The organism is Microbulbifer variabilis (genome assembly GCF_056232115.1).
Genome location: NZ_CP174325.1, coordinates 1,881,063 through 1,900,101, shown reverse-complemented (window position 1 = coordinate 1,900,101; position 19,039 = coordinate 1,881,063). Strand labels below are relative to the sequence as shown.

1 protein-coding gene and 1 tRNA gene are annotated in these 19,039 nt (G+C 53.3%); one reads left to right on the top strand and one right to left on the bottom strand.

The genetic code is table 11. The features are described 5' to 3' along the window. The first annotated feature begins 4 nt into the window (after positions 1 to 4). A tRNA-Leu gene (locus tag ACJJI7_RS08235) sits at positions 5 to 91 on the top strand. A gap of 197 nt (positions 92 to 288) precedes the next feature. On the opposite strand, the gene ACJJI7_RS08230 is transcribed toward ACJJI7_RS08235, so the two are convergent. After that, the gene (locus ACJJI7_RS08230) at positions 289 to 19,017 is read right to left on the bottom strand and encodes a filamentous hemagglutinin N-terminal domain-containing protein (RefSeq protein WP_444902337.1); all 18,729 of its coding nucleotides are present in this window, start codon (positions 19,015 to 19,017) and stop codon (positions 289 to 291) included. Between the last annotated feature and the right edge of the window lie 22 nt (positions 19,018 to 19,039).

Below are 19,039 nucleotides of genomic sequence, written 5' to 3'. Positions count from 1 at the left end.
ATTTGCCCAGGTGGCGGAATTGGTAGACGCGCTAGCTTCAGGTGCTAGTGACCTTACGGTCGTGGAGGTTCAAGTCCTCTCCTGGGCACCAATTCCTAAAAGGCTGACTCGAAAGAGTCGGCCTTTTTTTGTTGTGAAATACTTAAACTCTTAGCAAGTCTTCCTCCTTGATCCCTACCTTCTTCTGTTAAACATCTTCCCCAAATTGCTGTAGTTAAGAGAAATAAAAAAGCCGGTCCTCAAGGGCCGGCTTTTCACTCAGAGAATAACTTTAATTACCGAGATAAATCAGCCCCCTGCACTGCCAGCCAAAGGTACTATCTCACCGACAACGTCAGCAGGTGCCTCGCTGACCCCCTCATCCAGCACTGCATCAAATTCCGAGCCTGGAACAGGTTCACCACCAGCAGAAACTGTAGAGGGCAATAGCTCCCCAGACTTAAGTCGCATCTCAGGAGAGTTCACTGCATCCACACCGCTACTATACGGTTTAACAGCGCTGAAAATTGCCGGGTCAACTTGGGTAAAATCCTCTACCGCATTTTGTACCGCAGATTTCAGCCCTTGAGAGGCCTGAGACCCTGCTATCGATTGAAGCTCATCACCAGTACTGGTAACGGTAGGGACTTGGCCAATAAAGTCCGGCTCATAGTAACTTACTGAATAAATATCCAGAGTGTCAGATACATCCAATCGTAAAGGATTAACTGACTCACCGATAATCGTCCACAGCTTCGTATCTGTGCCTAACTTCACAGTAGAGGCCGTAATATGGGTATCACCATATGTCTCGGCGGTTAGTGCTCCAAAGTTTGAGCTGGCCAATTCCACATTACCCCGGCCTGCATTTATCTCATCAATAACCAGGTCTCCCTGGGATAAAACACTGATATTAATATCTGCACCAGATGTCGCTATAGCAAGGGTATTCACTTCAACTTCAATATTTACATCACCAGCAACAGTCAACTCAGCTCTGCTAGCCTTAAGGCTGCCACCAATAGTATCCGATGAGCTGCTAGTAATATTAATATCGCCTTCACCATCATATCCAAGGCGCATACCACTGGCAGCGAATATGAGTCCGGCCCCATCCAAATTAAAGTTACTGGAATTATCTCCTCCATTTACGAAATCAAAACCTAAATCTGTCTCCAGTGTGAGCGAACCATCGGTATTATCCAGATATTCAAAACCGTCATATATAAAATTACCAACAAGGTTACCGTTTGAATTTATCTGCCAAGTGGCCCCAGAGAGATTGTATTGGAAGGAGTCATTCCCACTTCCACCGGATAACTGTGTATTTTGAGCACTATCTGCATCTACTTGCACATAGTCATCACCAGCACCCAACGACACAGTACTGATAGTGGTTCCAGCCAATAGCACTGAATCATTGCCTGCCCCTGTATCAATTTCGGTGAGCGTTCCGCCTGACAGTTTGAACTGGTCACCCCCTCCACCAGCAAAAATAGATTCTACACCGCTGAAGATCAGGGTTTCGCCCGCGCTACTGACACTCTGTTGAGAGTCGCTAATATTCCATTCAGCATCTATATCTGCACCATAGATGACATCACTTCCGCTACCGGCAGTTAGACTTTCCAAGCCCTCAAAAGTCACTCCTCCAATGGTCATCGTATCCAGAGCACTGAACAGGTATTCACCGCTTACATCTTGTCCTACATATGTTCCTGCACCTTGAACTAGTTCGAGATTCTCAAAAACTACAGTTAAACTATTTACCAGAGCTTCAGCCCCACCATTTACCAGTGAGTTATTTGAACTTGTTGATGTCCAAACTGCCCCATCTGAGCTAACGGAATCGTTCCCGCCAGCACCATCTATAGTTTCGAGCCCGGTAAAATCAATTCCGGCCACACTGATATCGCCAGTAGAGCCCAACACGAAATCATCATTATCCTCGGTACCTAGCAATAAACTACCCGCACCGGTGGTGTTTACCGTCTCCAAGCCACTGAAGTTAATCCCCGCAGTTTTAAGAGCCTGGGCTCCTTGCAATTCAAAAAGCGCTGAGTCGTTAGTATTTGTCAGGACAGGAGTATTAGCGCTGAAGATGCCGCTAAATATAAGCGAGCCTGCAACAAGCTGATTTTCAGTCTCGGTTAGTGCTAATCCATCACTATAGGTACTGGCATCCAAGCTGTCATCACCGCCATTGCCATCCACCGCTGACATTCCAGTGATGGTCATACCATACACTTCAACATCTCCATCAGACACTAAAGTAAATGCATCTGCATTACCTGTGCCCAACAAATCTGCATTATTTACAGTAAGGGTTTCTACACCAGAAAAACTTATGCTGCTATTAGTGGCCTCGAAATTATTCCCCGCAAGAACCCAGTCTGCACCACTAGCCCCAACAACATTATCACTGCCTCCCTGCGCATCTACACTACCAACGCCGCTAAAGGCAATACCGTAACTTGTAACTGCATTGCTACCATCAACCACAAAATTGTCAGCATTACTGGTGCCGAACAATGTTCCTGTGAGAGCGGTAAAAATGCCATCAAAAATCAAACTCCCGGCCGATACTTGGTTATCAGCTCCAGTAAGAGCAAGACCATCAGCAAAAGAAACTGCATCCAGGCTGTTATTTCCTCCCTGGCCATCCACTGCAGACATTCCAGAGACAACCATTGAATAGGCTTCAACATCGCCATCAGACTGAAGAATAAATGCATCTGCACCGCTACTACCCAACAAGCTGGCATTGACCGCGGTGAGGGACTCTACATTGGAGAAGGTAATACTGCTGTTGCTGGCTTGTTTGCTACTGCCGGTTAAGATCCAGTTGGCACCATCGGCACCGATCACACTGTCACTGCCATCCAGGGCATTGATCGTGCTCAAGCCGCTGAAGGCAATACCGTAGCTGCTGGCGGCATTGCTGCCATCAACCACAAAGCTATCGGCATTGTCGGTACCGGTCAGTGCTGCAGTCACCGCACTGACAATGCCGTCGAAGGTCAGGGAGCCCGCGGCCACCTGATTGTTGGTGCCGGTCAGGGTCAGGCCATCGCTATAGGCGCTGGCATTCAGGCTGTCATCGCCACCCTGGCCATCAACAACGGACATACCACTCACGGTCAGGTCGTAAACCGCAACATCCCCATTCGATTGCAGGGTGAAGGCATCTACACTCGCTGTGCCCAGCAGGTTGGCATTGACCGCGGTGAGGGACTCTACATTGGAGAAGGTAATACTGCTGTTGCTGGCTTGTTTGCTGGTGCCGGTTAAGATCCAGTTGGCACCATCGGTACCGATCACACTGTCACTGCCATCCAGGGCATTGATCGTACTCAAGCCGCTGAAGGCGATACCGTAGCTGCTGGCGGCATTGCTGCCATCAACCACAAAGCTATCGGCATTGTCGGTACCGGTCAGTGCTGCAGTCACCGCACTGACAATGCCGTCGAAGGTCAGGGAGCCCGCGGCCACCTGATTGTTGGTGCCGGTCAGGGTCAGGCCATCGCTGTAGGCGCTGGCATTCAGGCTGTCATCGCCACCCTGGCCATCAACAACGGACATACCACTCACGGTCAGGTCGTAAACCGCAACATCCCCATTCGATTGCAGGGTGAAGGCATCTACACTCGCTGTGCCCAGCAGGTTGGCATTGACCGCGGTGAGGGACTCTACATTGGAGAAGGTAATACTGCTGTTGCTGGCTTGTTTGCTGGTGCCGGTTAAGGTCCAGTTGGCACCATCGGCGCCGATCACACTGTCACTGCCATCCAGGGCATTGATCGTGCTCAAGCCGCTGAAGGCGATACCGTAGCTGCTGGCGGCATTGCTGCCATCAACCACAAAGCTATCGGCATTGTCGGTACCGGTCAGTGCTGCAGTCACCGCACTGACAATGCCGTCGAAGGTCAGGGAGCCCGCGGCCACCTGATTGTTGGTGCCGGTCAGGGTCAGGCCATCGCTGTAGGCGCTGGCATTCAGGCTGTCATCGCCACCCTGGCCATCAACAACGGACATACCACTCACGGTCAGGTCGTAAACCGCAACATCCCCATTCGATTGCAGGGTGAAGGCATCTACACTCGCTGTGCCCAGCAGGTTGGCATTGACCGCGGTGAGGGACTCTACATTGGAGAAGGTAATACTGCTGTTGCTGGCTTGTTTGCTGGTGCCGGTTAAGGTCCAGTTGGCACCATCGGCGCCGATCACACTGTCACTGCCATCCAGGGCATTGATCGTGCTCAAGCCGCTGAAGGCAATACCGTAGCTGCTGGCGGCATTGCTGCCATCAACCACAAAGCTATCGGCATTGTCGGTACCGGTCAGTGCTGCAGTCACCGCACTGACAATGCCGTCGAAGGTCAGGGAGCCCGCGGCCACCTGATTGTTGGTGCCGGTCAGGGTCAGGCCATCGCTATAGGCGCTGGCATTCAGGCTGTCATCGCCACCCTGGCCATCAACAGCGGACATACCACTCACGGTCAGGTCGTAAACCGCAACATCCCCATTCGATTGCAGGGTGAAGGCATCTACACTCGCTGTGCCCAGCAGGTTGGCATTAACCGCGGTGAGGGACTCTACATTGGAGAAGGTAATACTGCTGTTGCTGGCTTGTTTGCTGGTGCCGGTTAAGGTCCAGTTGGCACCATCGGCGCCGATCACACTGTCACTGCCATCCAGGGCATTGATCGTGCTCAAGCCGCTGAAGGCGATACCGTAGCTGCTGGCGGCATTGCTGCCATCAACCACAAAGCTATCGGCATTGTCGGTACCGGTCAGTGCTGCAGTCACCGCACTGACAATACCGTCGAAGGTCAGGGAGCCCGCGGCCACCTGATTGTTGGTGCCGGTCAGGGTCAGGCCATCGCTATAGGCGCTGGCATTCAGGCTGTCATCGCCACCCTGGCCATCAACAGCGGACATACCACTCACGGTCAGGTCGTAAACCGCAACATCCCCATTCGATTGCAGGGTGAAGGCATCTACACTCGCTGTGCCCAGCAGGTTGGCATTGACCGCGGTGAGGGACTCTACATTGGAGAAGGTAATACTGCTGTTGCTGGCTTGTTTGCTGGTGCCGGTTAAGGTCCAGTTGGCACCATCGGCGCCGATCACACTGTCACTGCCATCCAGGGCATTGATCGTGCTCAAGCCGCTGAAGGCGATACCGTAGCTGCTGGCGGCATTGCTGCCATCAACCACAAAGCTATCGGCATTGTCGGTACCGGTCAGTGCTGCAGTCACCGCACTGACAATGCCGTCGAAGGTCAGGGAGCCCGCGGCCACCTGATTGTTGGTGCCGGTCAGGGTCAGGCCATCGCTATAGGCGCTGGCATTCAGGCTGTCATCGCCACCCTGGCCATCAACAACGGACATACCACTCACGGTCAGGTCGTAAACCGCAACATCCCCATTCGATTGCAGGGTGAAGGCATCTACACTCGCTGTGCCCAGCAGGTTGGCATTGACCGCGGTGAGGGACTCTACATTGGAGAAGGTAATACTGCTGTTGCTGGCTTGTTTGCTGGTGCCGGTTAAGGTCCAGTTGGCACCATCGGCGCCGATCACACTGTCACTGCCATCCAGGGCATTGATCGTGCTCAAGCCGCTGAAGGCGATACCGTAGCTGCTGGCGGCATTGCTGCCATCAACCACAAAGCTATCGGCATTGTCGGTACCGGTCAGTGCTGCAGTCACCGCACTGACAATGCCGTCGAAGGTCAGGGAGCCCGCGGCCACCTGATTGTTGGTGCCGGTCAGGGTCAGGCCATCGCTATAGGCGCTGGCATTCAGGCTGTCATCGCCACCCTGGCCATCAACAGCGGACATACCACTCACGGTCAGGTCGTAAACCGCAACATCCCCATTCGATTGCAGGGTGAAGGCATCTACACTCGCTGTGCCCAGCAGGTTGGCATTGACCGCGGTGAGGGACTCTACATTGGAGAAGGTAATACTGCTGTTGCTGGCTTGTTTGCTGGTGCCGGTTAAGGTCCAGTTGGCACCATCGGCGCCGATCACACTGTCACTGCCATCCAGGGCATTGATCGTGCTCAAGCCGCTGAAGGCAATACCGTAGCTGCTGGCGGCATTGCTGCCATCAACCACAAAGCTATCGGCATTGTCGGTACCGGTCAGTGCTGCAGTCACCGCACTGACAATGCCGTCGAAGGTCAGGGAGCCCGCGGCCACCTGATTGTTGGTGCCGGTCAGGGTCAGGCCATCGCTATAGGCGCTGGCATTCAGGCTGTCATCGCCACCCTGGCCATCAACAGCGGACATACCACTCACGGTCAGGTCGTAAACCGCAACATCCCCATTCGATTGCAGGGTGAAGGCATCTACACTCGCTGTGCCCAGCAGGTTGGCATTGACCGCGGTGAGGGACTCTACATTGGAGAAGGTAATACTGCTGTTGCTGGCTTGTTTGCTGGTGCCGGTTAAGGTCCAGTTGGCACCATCGGCGCCGATCACACTGTCACTGCCATCCAGGGCATTGATCGTGCTCAAGCCGCTGAAGGCGATACCGTAGCTGCTGGCGGCATTGCTGCCATCAACCACAAAGCTATCGGCATTGTCGGTACCGGTCAGTGCTGCAGTCACCGCACTGACAATACCGTCGAAGGTCAGGGAGCCCGCGGCCACCTGATTGTTGGTGCCGGTCAGGGTCAGGCCATCGCTATAGGCGCTGGCATTCAGGCTGTCATCGCCACCCTGGCCATCAACAACGGACATACCACTCACGATCAGGTCGTAAACCGCAACATCCCCACCGGATTGCAGCACAAATGCATCTGTGCCACTGGTGCCCAGCAGGTTGGCATTGACTGCAGTGAGGGACTCTACATTGGAGAAGGTAATACTGCTGTTGCTGGCTTGTTTACTGGTGCCGGTTAAGATCCAGTTGGCACCATCGGCGCCGGTTACGCTGTCACTACCACCCTTTGCATCCACACTACTGATACTGCTGAAAGCAATTTTATTAGCCGTCAGCGCATTCAGGCCTGTGACTACAAAAGTGTCACTATTACCTGAGCCTTCCAGGCTACCCCCGCTGATACTGTCGATACCGCTAAAGTCGATCAAACTTGTGGAGGCTTCGTTATCGACTCCGGTCAGAGTCACAACTCCCAATGCCACAACACTATCGGTACCTGAACCTGCATTGACAGTGCTCAGCCCACTAAAGCTGATGTCCGCAACATCCAGGGCACTGTTGCCGGTAATCTCAAAGGCATCGATACCACTGCTGCCGGTCAACGTCGCGGTCACCGCACTGACGATACCGTCAAAGGTCAGGGTGCCTGATTCAGCAGTGACTTGATTCACTGCGCCTGTCAACGCCAGGCCATCGCTGTAAGCGCTGGCATTCAGGCTGTCATCGCCACCCTGGCCATCAACAGCGGACATACCACTCACGGTCAGGTCGTAAACCGCAACATCCCCATTCGATTGCAGGGTGAAGGCATCTACACTCGCTGTGCCCAGCAGGTTGGCATTAACCGCGGTGAGGGACTCTACATTGGAGAAGGTAATACTGCTGTTGCTGGCTTGTTTGCTGGTGCCGGTTAAGGTCCAGTTGGCACCATCGGCGCCGATCACACTGTCACTGCCATCCAGGGCATTGATCGTGCTCAAGCCGCTGAAGGCGATACCGTAGCTGCTGGCGGCATTGCTGCCATCAACCACAAAGCTATCGGCATTGTCGGTACCGGTCAGTGCTGCAGTCACCGCACTGACAATACCGTCGAAGGTCAGGGAGCCCGCGGCCACCTGATTGTTGGTGCCGGTCAGGGTCAGGCCATCGCTATAGGCGCTGGCATTCAGGCTGTCATCGCCACCCTGGCCATCAACAGCGGACATACCACTCACGGTCAGGTCGTAAACCGCAACATCCCCATTCGATTGCAGGGTGAAGGCATCTACACTCGCTGTGCCCAGCAGGTTGGCATTGACCGCGGTGAGGGACTCTACATTGGAGAAGGTAATACTGCTGTTGCTGGCTTGTTTACTGGTGCCGGTTAAGGTCCAGTTGGCACCATCGGCGCCGATCACACTGTCACTGCCATCCAGGGCATTGATCGTGCTCAAGCCGCTGAAGGCGATACCGTAGCTGCTGGCGGCATTGCTGCCATCAACCACAAAGCTATCGGCATTGTCGGTACCGGTCAGTGCTGCAGTCACCGCACTGACAATGCCGTCGAAGGTCAGGGAGCCCGCGGCCACCTGATTGTTGGTGCCGGTCAGGGTCAGGCCATCGCTATAGGCGCTGGCATTCAGGCTGTCATCGCCACCCTGGCCATCAACAACGGACATACCACTCACGGTCAGGTCGTAAACCGCAACATCCCCATTCGATTGCAGGGTGAAGGCATCTACACTCGCTGTGCCCAGCAGGTTGGCATTGACCGCGGTGAGGGACTCTACATTGGAGAAGGTAATACTGCTGTTGCTGGCTTGTTTGCTGGTGCCGGTTAAGGTCCAGTTGGCACCATCGGCGCCGATCACACTGTCACTGCCATCCAGGGCATTGATCGTGCTCAAGCCGCTGAAGGCGATACCGTAGCTGCTGGCGGCATTGCTGCCATCAACCACAAAGCTATCGGCATTGTCGGTACCGGTCAGTGCTGCAGTCACCGCACTGACAATGCCGTCGAAGGTCAGGGAGCCCGCGGCCACCTGATTGTTGGTGCCGGTCAGGGTCAGGCCATCGCTATAGGCGCTGGCATTCAGGCTGTCATCGCCACCCTGGCCATCAACAGCGGACATACCACTCACGGTCAGGTCGTAAACCGCAACATCCCCATTCGATTGCAGGGTGAAGGCATCTACACTCGCTGTGCCCAGCAGGTTGGCATTGACCGCGGTGAGGGACTCTACATTGGAGAAGGTAATACTGCTGTTGCTGGCTTGTTTGCTGGTGCCGGTTAAGGTCCAGTTGGCACCATCGGCGCCGATCACACTGTCACTGCCATCCAGGGCATTGATCGTGCTCAAGCCGCTGAAGGCAATACCGTAGCTGCTGGCGGCATTGCTGCCATCAACCACAAAGCTATCGGCATTGTCGGTACCGGTCAGTGCTGCAGTCACCGCACTGACAATGCCGTCGAAGGTCAGGGAGCCCGCGGCCACCTGATTGTTGGTGCCGGTCAGGGTCAGGCCATCGCTATAGGCGCTGGCATTCAGGCTGTCATCGCCACCCTGGCCATCAACAGCGGACATACCACTCACGGTCAGGTCGTAAACCGCAACATCCCCATTCGATTGCAGGGTGAAGGCATCTACACTCGCTGTGCCCAGCAGGTTGGCATTGACCGCGGTGAGGGACTCTACATTGGAGAAGGTAATACTGCTGTTGCTGGCTTGTTTGCTGGTGCCGGTTAAGGTCCAGTTGGCACCATCGGCGCCGATCACACTGTCACTGCCATCCAGGGCATTGATCGTGCTCAAGCCGCTGAAGGCGATACCGTAGCTGCTGGCGGCATTGCTGCCATCAACCACAAAGCTATCGGCATTGTCGGTACCGGTCAGTGCTGCAGTCACCGCACTGACAATACCGTCGAAGGTCAGGGAGCCCGCGGCCACCTGATTGTTGGTGCCGGTCAGGGTCAGGCCATCGCTATAGGCGCTGGCATTCAGGCTGTCATCGCCACCCTGGCCATCAACAACGGACATACCACTCACGGTCAGGTCGTAAACCGCAACATCCCCATTCGATTGCAGGGTGAAGGCATCTACACTCGCTGTGCCCAGCAGGTTGGCATTGACCGCGGTGAGGGACTCTACATTGGAGAAGGTAATATTGCTGTTGCTGGCTTGTTTGCTGGTGCCGGTTAAGATCCAGTTGGCACCATCGGCGCCAGTTACGCTGTCGGCACCATCCTTCGCATCAATATCCCCACTAAAACCAGTGAAGCTGATGCTGTTCGCGGTGACATTGGTATTGCTAACCACGACGAAGGTATCTGCATTCGCAGAACCCTCCAGGCTACCGCCAGTAACACTGTCGATACCGCTAAAATCAATCAAACTTGTGGAGGCTTCGTTATCGACTCCGGTCAGAGTCACAACTCCCAATGCCACAACACTATCGGTACCTGAACCTGCATTGACAGTGCTCAGCCCACTAAAGCTGATGTCCGCAACATCCAGGGCATTGTTGCCGGTAATCTCAAAGGCATCGACACCACTGCTGCCGGTCAACGTCGCGGTCACCGCGCTGGCGATACCGTCAAAAGTCAGAGTGCCTGATTCAGCAGTGACTTGATTCACTGCGCCTGTCAACGCCAGGCCATCGCTGTAAGCACTGGCATTCAGGCTGTCATCGCCGCCATTGCCGTCCACAGCAGACATACCACTCACGGTCAGGTCGTAAACCGCAACATCCCCACCGGATTGCAGCACAAATGCATCTGTGCCACTGGTGCCCAGCAGGTTGGCATTGACTGCAGTGAGGGACTCTACATTGGAGAAGGTAATACTGCTGTTGCTGGCTTGTTTACTGGTGCCGGTTAAGATCCAGTTGGCACCATCGGCGCCGGTTACGCTGTCACTACCACCCTTTGCATCCACACTACTGATACTGCTGAAAGCAATTTTATTAGCCGTCAGCGCATTCAGGCCTGTGACTACAAAAGTGTCACTATTACCTGAGCCTTCCAGGCTACCCCCGCTGATACTGTCGATACCGCTAAAGTCGATCAAACTTGTGGAGGCTTCGTTATCGACTCCGGTCAGAGTCACAACTCCCAATGCCACAACACTATCGGTACCTGAACCTGCATTGACAGTGCTCAGCCCACTAAAGCTGATGTCCGCAACATCCAGGGCACTGTTGCCGGTAATCTCAAAGGCATCGATACCACTGCTGCCGGTCAACGTCGCGGTCACTGCACTGACGATACCGTCAAAGGTCAGGGTGCCTGATTCAGCAGTTACTTGGTTCACAGCGCCTGTCAACGCCAGGCCATCGCTGTAAGCGCTGGCATTCAGACTGTCATCGCCACCCTGGCCATCAACAACGGACATACCACTCACGGTCAGGTCGTAAACCGCAACATCCCCACCGGATTGCAGCACAAATGCATCTGTGCCATTAGTGCCCAGCAGATTGGCATTGACTGCAGTGAGGGACTCTACATTGGAGAAGGTAATACTGCTGTTGCTGGCTTGTTTGCTGGTGCCGGTTAAGATCCAGTTGGCACCATCGGCGCCGATCACACTGTCACTGCCATCCAGGGCATTGATCGTGCTCAAGCCGCTGAAGGCAATACCGTAGCTGCTGGCGGCATTGCTGCCATCCACCACAAAGCTATCGGCATTGTCGGTACCGGTCAGTGCTGCAGTCACCGCACTGACAATGCCGTCGAAGGTCAGGGAGCCCGCGGCCACCTGATTGTTGGTGCCGGTCAGGGTCAGGCCATCGCTATAGGCGCTGGCATTCAGGCTGTCATCGCCGCCATTGCCGTCCACTGCAGACATACCACTCACGGTCAGGTCGTAAACCGCAACATCCCCATTCGATTGCAGGGTGAAGGCATCTACACTCGCTGTGCCCAGCAGGTTGGCATTGACCGCGGTGAGGGACTCTACATTGGAGAAGGTAATACTGCTGTTGCTGGCTTGTTTGCTGGTGCCGGTTAAGGTCCAGTTGGCACCATCGGCACCGATCACACTGTCACTGCCATCCAGGGCATTGATCGTGCTCAAGCCGCTGAAGGCAATACCGTAGCTGCTGGCGGCATTGCTGCCATCCACCACAAAGCTATCGGCATTGTCGGTACCGGTCAGTGCTGCAGTCACCGCACTGACAATGCCGTCGAAGGTCAGGGAGCCCGCGGCCACCTGATTGTTGGTGCCGGTCAGGGTCAGGCCATCGCTATAGGCGCTGGCATTCAGGCTGTCATCGCCACCCTGGCCATCAACAACGGACATACCACTCACGGTCAGGTCGTAAACCGCAACATCCCCATTCGATTGCAGGGTGAAGGCATCTACACTCGCTGTGCCCAGCAGGTTGGCATTGACCGCGGTGAGGGACTCTACATTGGAGAAGGTAATACTGCTGTTGCTGGCTTGTTTGCTGGTGCCGGTTAAGATCCAGTTGGCACCATCGGCGCCAGTTACGCTGTCGGCACCATCCTTCGCATCAATATCCCCACTAAAGCCAGTGAAGCTGATGCTGTTCGCGGTGACATTGGTATTGCTAACCACGACGAAGGTATCTGCATTCGCAGAACCCTCCAGGCTACCGCCAGTAACACTGTCGATACCGCTAAAATCAATCAAACTTGTGGAGGCTTCGTTATCGACTCCGGTCAGAGTCACAACTCCCAATGCCACAACACTATCGGTACCTGAACCTGCATTGACAGTGCTCAGCCCACTAAAGCTGATGTCCGCAACATCCAGGGCATTGTTGCCGGTAATCTCAAAGGCATCGACACCACTGCTGCCGGTCAACGTCGCGGTCACCGCGCTGGCGATACCGTCAAAAGTCAGGGTGCCTGATTCAGCAGTGACTTGATTCACTGCGCCTGTCAACGCCAGGCCATCGCTGTAAGCACTGGCATTCAGGCTGTCATCGCCGCCATTGCCGTCCACAGCAGACATACCACTCACGGTCAGGTCGTAAACCGCAACATCCCCACCGGATTGCAGCACAAATGCATCTGTGCCACTGGTGCCCAGCAGATTGGCATTGACTGCAGTGAGGGACTCTACATTGGAGAAGGTAATACTGCTGTTGCTGGCTTGTTTGCTACTGCCGGTTAAGATCCAGTTGGCACCATCGGCGCCGGTTACGCTGTCACTACCACCCTTTGCATCCACACTACTGATACTGCTGAAAGCAATTTTATTAGCCGTCAGCGCATTCAGGCCTGTGACTACAAAAGTGTCACTATTACCTGAGCCTTCCAGGCTACCCCCGCTGATACTGTCGATACCGCTAAAGTCGATCAAACTTGTGGAGGCTTCGTTATCGACTCCGGTCAGAGTCACAACTCCCAATGCCACAACACTATCGGTACCTGAACCTGCATTGACAGTGCTCAGCCCACTAAAGCTGATGTCCGCAACATCCAGAGCACTGTTGCCGGTAATCTCAAAGGCATCGATACCACTGCTGCCGGTCAACGTCGCGGTCACTGCACTGACGATACCGTCAAAGGTCAGGGTGCCTGATTCAGCAGTTACTTGGTTCACAGCGCCTGTCAACGCCAGGCCATCGCTGTAAGCGCTGGCATTCAGACTGTCATCGCCACCCTGGCCATCAACAACGGACATACCACTCACGGTCAGGTCGTAAACCGCAACATCCCCACCGGATTGCAGCACAAATGCATCTGTGCCATTAGTGCCCAGCAGATTGGCATTGACTGCAGTGAGGGACTCTACATTGGAGAAGGTAATACTGCTGTTGCTGGCTTGTTTGCTGGTGCCGGTTAAGATCCAGTTGGCACCATCGGCGCCGATCACACTGTCACTGCCATCCAGGGCATTGATCGTGCTCAAGCCGCTGAAGGCAATACCGTAGCTGCTGGCGGCATTGCTGCCATCCACCACAAAGCTATCGGCATTGTCGGTACCGGTCAGTGCTGCAGTCACCGCACTGACAATGCCGTCGAAGGTCAGGGAGCCCGCGGCCACCTGATTGTTGGTGCCGGTCAGGGTCAGGCCATCGCTATAGGCGCTGGCATTCAGGCTGTCATCGCCGCCATTGCCGTCCACTGCAGACATACCACTCACGGTCAGGTCGTAAACCGCAACATCCCCATTCGATTGCAGGGTGAAGGCATCTACACTCGCTGTGCCCAGCAGGTTGGCATTGACCGCGGTGAGGGACTCTACATTGGAGAAGGTAATACTGCTGTTGCTGGCTTGTTTGCTGGTGCCGGTTAAGGTCCAGTTGGCACCATCGGCACCGATCACACTGTCACTGCCATCCAGGGCATTGATCGTGCTCAAGCCGCTGAAGGCAATACCGTAGCTGCTGGCGGCATTGCTGCCATCCACCACAAAGCTATCGGCATTGTCGGTACCGGTCAGTGCTGCAGTCACCGCACTGACAATGCCGTCGAAGGTCAGGGAGCCCGCGGCCACCTGATTGTTGGTGCCGGTCAGGGTCAGGCCATCGCTATAGGCGCTGGCATTCAGGCTGTCATCGCCGCCATTGCCGTCCACAGCAGACATACCACTCACGGTCAGGTCGTAAACCGCAACATCCCCACCGGATTGCAGCACAAATGCATCTGTGCCACTGGTGCCCAGCAGATTGGCATTGACTGCAGTGAGGGACTCTACATTAGAGAAGGTAATACTGCTGTTACTGGCTTGTTTGCTGGTGCCGGTTAAGATCCAGTTGGCACCACCGGCGCCAGTTACGCTGTCGGCACCATCCTTCGCATCAATATCACCACTAAAACCAGTGAAGCTGATGCTGTTCGCGGTGACATTGGTATTGCTAACCACGACGAAGGTATCTGCATTCGCAGAACCCTCCAGGCTACCGCCACTAACACTGTCGATACCGCTAAAATCGATCAAACTTGTGGAGGCTTCGTTATCGACTCCGGTCAGAGTCACAACTCCCAATGCCACAACACTATCGGTACCTGAACCTGCATTGACAGTGCTCAGCCCACTAAAGCTGATGTCCGCAACATCCAGGGCACTGTTGCCGGTAATCTCAAAGGCATCGACACCACTGCTGCCGGTCAACGTCGCGGTCACTGCACTGACGATACCGTCAAAAGTCAGGGTGCCTGATTCAGCAGTGACTTGGTTCACTGCGCCTGTCAACGCCAGGCCATCGCTGTAAGCACTGGCATCCAGGCTATCGCTATCGCCATTGCCGTTCACGGAGGACATGCCGGAAACCGTCAGCTCATAAGCTTTTACATTCCCATCGGCCTGTAAAATAAATGCATCTGCATTCGTTGTACCCACAAGACCTGCATTCGTCGCTGTGAGGTTTTCGACATTGCTAAAGGTGATCCCGCTATTTTTTGCTTGATAGTCGGTACCAGTGAGTTCCCAGTTAACACCGTCTGCGCCAGTTACGCTGTCGGCACCATCCTTCGCATCAATATCACCACTAAAACCAGTGAAGCTGATGCTGTTCGCGGTGACATTGGTATTGCTAACCACGACGAAGGTATCTGCATTCGCAGAACCCTCCAGGCTACCGCCACTAACACTGTCGATACCGCTAAAGTCGATCAAACTTGTGGAGGCTTCGTTATCGACTCCGGTCAGAGTCACAACTCCCAATGCCACAACACTATCGGTACCTGAACCTGCATTGACAGTGCTCAGCCCACTAAAGCTGATGTCCGCAACATCCAGGGCACTGTTGCCGGTAATCTCAAAGGCATCGACACCACTGCTGCCGGTCAACGTCGCGGTCACCGCACTGACGATACCATCAAAAGTCAGGGTGCCTGATTCAGCAGTTACTTGGTTCACAGCGCCTGTCAACGCCAGGCCATCGCTGTAAGCACTGGCATCCAGGCTATCGCTATCGCCATTGCCGTTCACGGAGGACATGCCGGAAACCGTCAGCTCATAAGCTTTTACATTCCCATCGGCCTGTAAAATAAATGCATCTGCATTCGTTGTACCCACAAGAGCTGCATTCGTCGCTGTGAGATTCTCGACATTACTAAAGGTGATCCCGCTATTTTTTGCTTGATAGTCGGTACCAGTGAGTTCCCAGTTAACACCGTCTGCGCCAGTTACGCTGTCGGCACCATCCTTCGCATCAATATCACCACTAAAACCAGTGAAGCTGATGCTGTTCGCGGTGACATTGGTATTGCTAACCACGACGAAGGTATCTGCATTCGCAGAACCCTCCAGGCTACCGCCACTAACACTGTCGATACCGCTAAAATCGATCAAACTTGTGGAGGCTTCGTTATCGACTCCGGTCAGAGTCACAACTCCCAATGCCACAACACTATCGGTACCTGAACCTGCATTGACAGTGCTCAGCCCACTAAAGCTGATGTCCGCAACATCCAGGGCACTGTTGCCGGTAATCTCAAAGGCATCGACACCACTGCTGCCGGTCAACGTCGCGGTCACCGCACTGACGATACCGTCAAAAGTCAGGGTGCCTGATTCAGCAGTGACTTGATTCACTGCGCCTGTCAACGCCAGGCCATCGCTGTAAGCACTGGCATCCAGGCTATCGCTATCGCCATTGCCGTTCACGGAGGACATGCCGGAAACCGTCAGCTCATAAGCTTTTACATTCCCATCGGCCTGTAAAATAAATGCATCTGCATTCGTTGTACCCACAAGACCTGCATTCGTCGCTGTGAGGTTTTCGACATTGCTAAAGGTGATCCCGCTATTTTTTGCTTGATAGTCGGTACCAGTGAGTTCCCAGTTAACACCGTCTGCGCCAGTTACGCTGTCGGCACCATCCTTCGCATCAATATCCCCACTAAAACCAGTGAAGCTGATGCTGTTCGCGGTGACATTGGTATTGCTAACCACTACGAAGGTATCTGCATTCGCAGAACCCTCCAGGCTACCGCCAGTAACACTGTCGATACCGCTAAAATCGATCAAACTTGTGGAGGCTTCGTTATCGACTCCGGTCAGAGTCACAACTCCCAATGCCGCAACACTATCGGTACCTGAACCTGCATTGACAGTGCTCAGCCCACTAAAGCTGATGTCCGCAACATCCAGGGCATTGTTGCCGGTAATCTCAAAGGCATCGACACCACTGCTGCCGGTCAACGTCGCGGTCACCGCGCTGGCGATACCATCAAAAGTCAGGGTGCCTGATTCAGCAGTGACTTGATTCACAGCGCCTGTCAACGCCAGGCCATCGCTGTAAGCACTGGCATCCAGGCTATCGCTATCGCCATTGCCGTTCACGGAGGACATGCCGGAAACCGTCAGCTCATAAGCTTTTACATTCCCATCGGCCTGTAAAATAAATGCATCTGCATTCGTTGTACCCACAAGAGCTGCATTCGTCGCTGTGAGATTCTCGACATTACTAAAGGTGATCCCGCTATTTTTTGCTTGATAGTCGGTACCAGTGAGTTCCCAGTTAACACCGTCTGCGCCAGTTACGCTGTCGGTGCCATCCCCCAAATCAACCTTCTCCACCCCAGAAAAAGAGATAGCATCGATAGAAAAAGATTTAGTTCCATTGACTATTAAGGAATCGGCGCTATCTGATAGGGTAAACAAGTCGTCACCACTGTTAGCTACAACGGTCCCGGAGTTTGTGACTGTGATATCACCAAGTTCATTAATCGTATTGTCATCTGTACCACCAACCGAGAGAGAGAAGTCGGAAACAGTAATTGAACCTTCATTGGTAAACGACCCTCCAGCATTAACTGTCAGGCCACCATTTACTGCTGAAACTGTAACTCCATTATCAATTTTTACACCGCTATACGAGGTCAGCGTCAAAGTATGAGCCGTAGTCCATGCAATGGAGTCAGCAACAAGAATTCCATCTGAAAAATCACCGCCAGATGGGGTTACAGGTCCACCGGGACCTGAACCATTATTAGCATCAGTAACACTGATCTCTATATTATTATTCGCCAGTGCACTTACTACAGCTGAAACCGAAACACAATTGTTTGTGACACAAGGATCGTCAGCAATTTCCATCCAGCCTGGATCCAGTAGCCAGTTACCCGTTTCTCCATCACCATGGCTCAATGTGGATACAAACATATCCTCTTCATCAAGATGAAGGTATTGCTTACCAGAAGTTTCTACTAAACCACCATCACCGCCAGCAGCCCCTGACTCCGCCAGGATAGTCCCGCCAAACTCCGTAGTAATATCGGACCATACGATGACCTTGCCACCCTTAGCATTTCCAATACCACTCGCATTAATATTTGCCTCACTTGTGACCGTCGTAAATTCGGCATTGCGAATTTCGGGATTTACTCCTTGATAATCTCCCCCGATAAGTACCTCACCGCCGGAATCTGTACCACGAGCATCAATATCGCCTGCAAGGAAAACCTCGTCACCTAACACCGCAACATAACCACCATTTCCGGAATTACCCGTAACACTTATTTGTCCGGTGTGCTCAGCAGTATCACCCTCTAATACAATTTCACCACCAGCTATGCCTGAGGCATCTAAAGTTCCACTGTTGGCAACACCACTACCAGAACCAAATAAGCGAATTTTTCCCCCGCTGGTATCAATGCCTTTTGCCTTTATCGTACCTTCATTATTTACTGCAGCTGTAAATAGATCACCAGAGACGCTAGCCTCCATTAATACTTGCGCGCCCTCAATAGCTCCTTCATTTAGTACGGCACTATCTACACCCAGATCATTCTCCATGACCTCTTTAGTAATTTTGAGACCAATAAGCCCATCCGCATCGAATGTGAGTAATGCTTCATCAGCCGCAGCCAAACTAACCAGCTCTGCACTAATCAACCCTGAAGATGCATTGGTAACCTGTTTTCCTACCAATAGCGCACTGGATGCATTAATTACCCCACGGTTTACGACAATGCCCGATGAACCATCTTCACCCTGGAAAATAAAATCCCCATTCATGAAGTCTTCTGGATTCATATCAAGCCCAGAAGCGGTGATGGCACCTACATTCACTGTTGCAGTTTCAGTAAAAAGCACTCCTCGCGGATTAACAAGAATTACATGTCCATTCGCCTCAATTGATCCGTGAATCGTAGTTGGATCCTGCCCTAAAATACGGTTAAGTACGATGGATGAGGAATCAGGTTGTAAAAACTTGACCAGTTCTTCCGGGCTTAGGTTAAATGATTCCCAATCTATCGATAGCAAATCAGTGACCTGATCGATTGTTGTGGTTGAACCATCCACATCAATCGTACCTTCACCTCCGGTCACTACACCGCCCTCAGGACCCGCATAAGCCATGGGGCTCAAAATCCCCGCAAGCACACCAGCATAAGCAAGGCTTGATAATTTTATTGCAGTTACTAATCTTCTTACTTCAAGCGTTTTCTTTTTAGCTTTCATACCAGAACCCTGCGAAGAGGAA

What these genes read in the sequence shown, in the direction of transcription:
- ACJJI7_RS08230 (WP_444902337.1), bottom strand. Translation starts at nt 19,017, where the DNA reads ATGAAAGCTAAAAAGAAAACGCTTGAAGTAAGAAGATTAGTAACTGCA.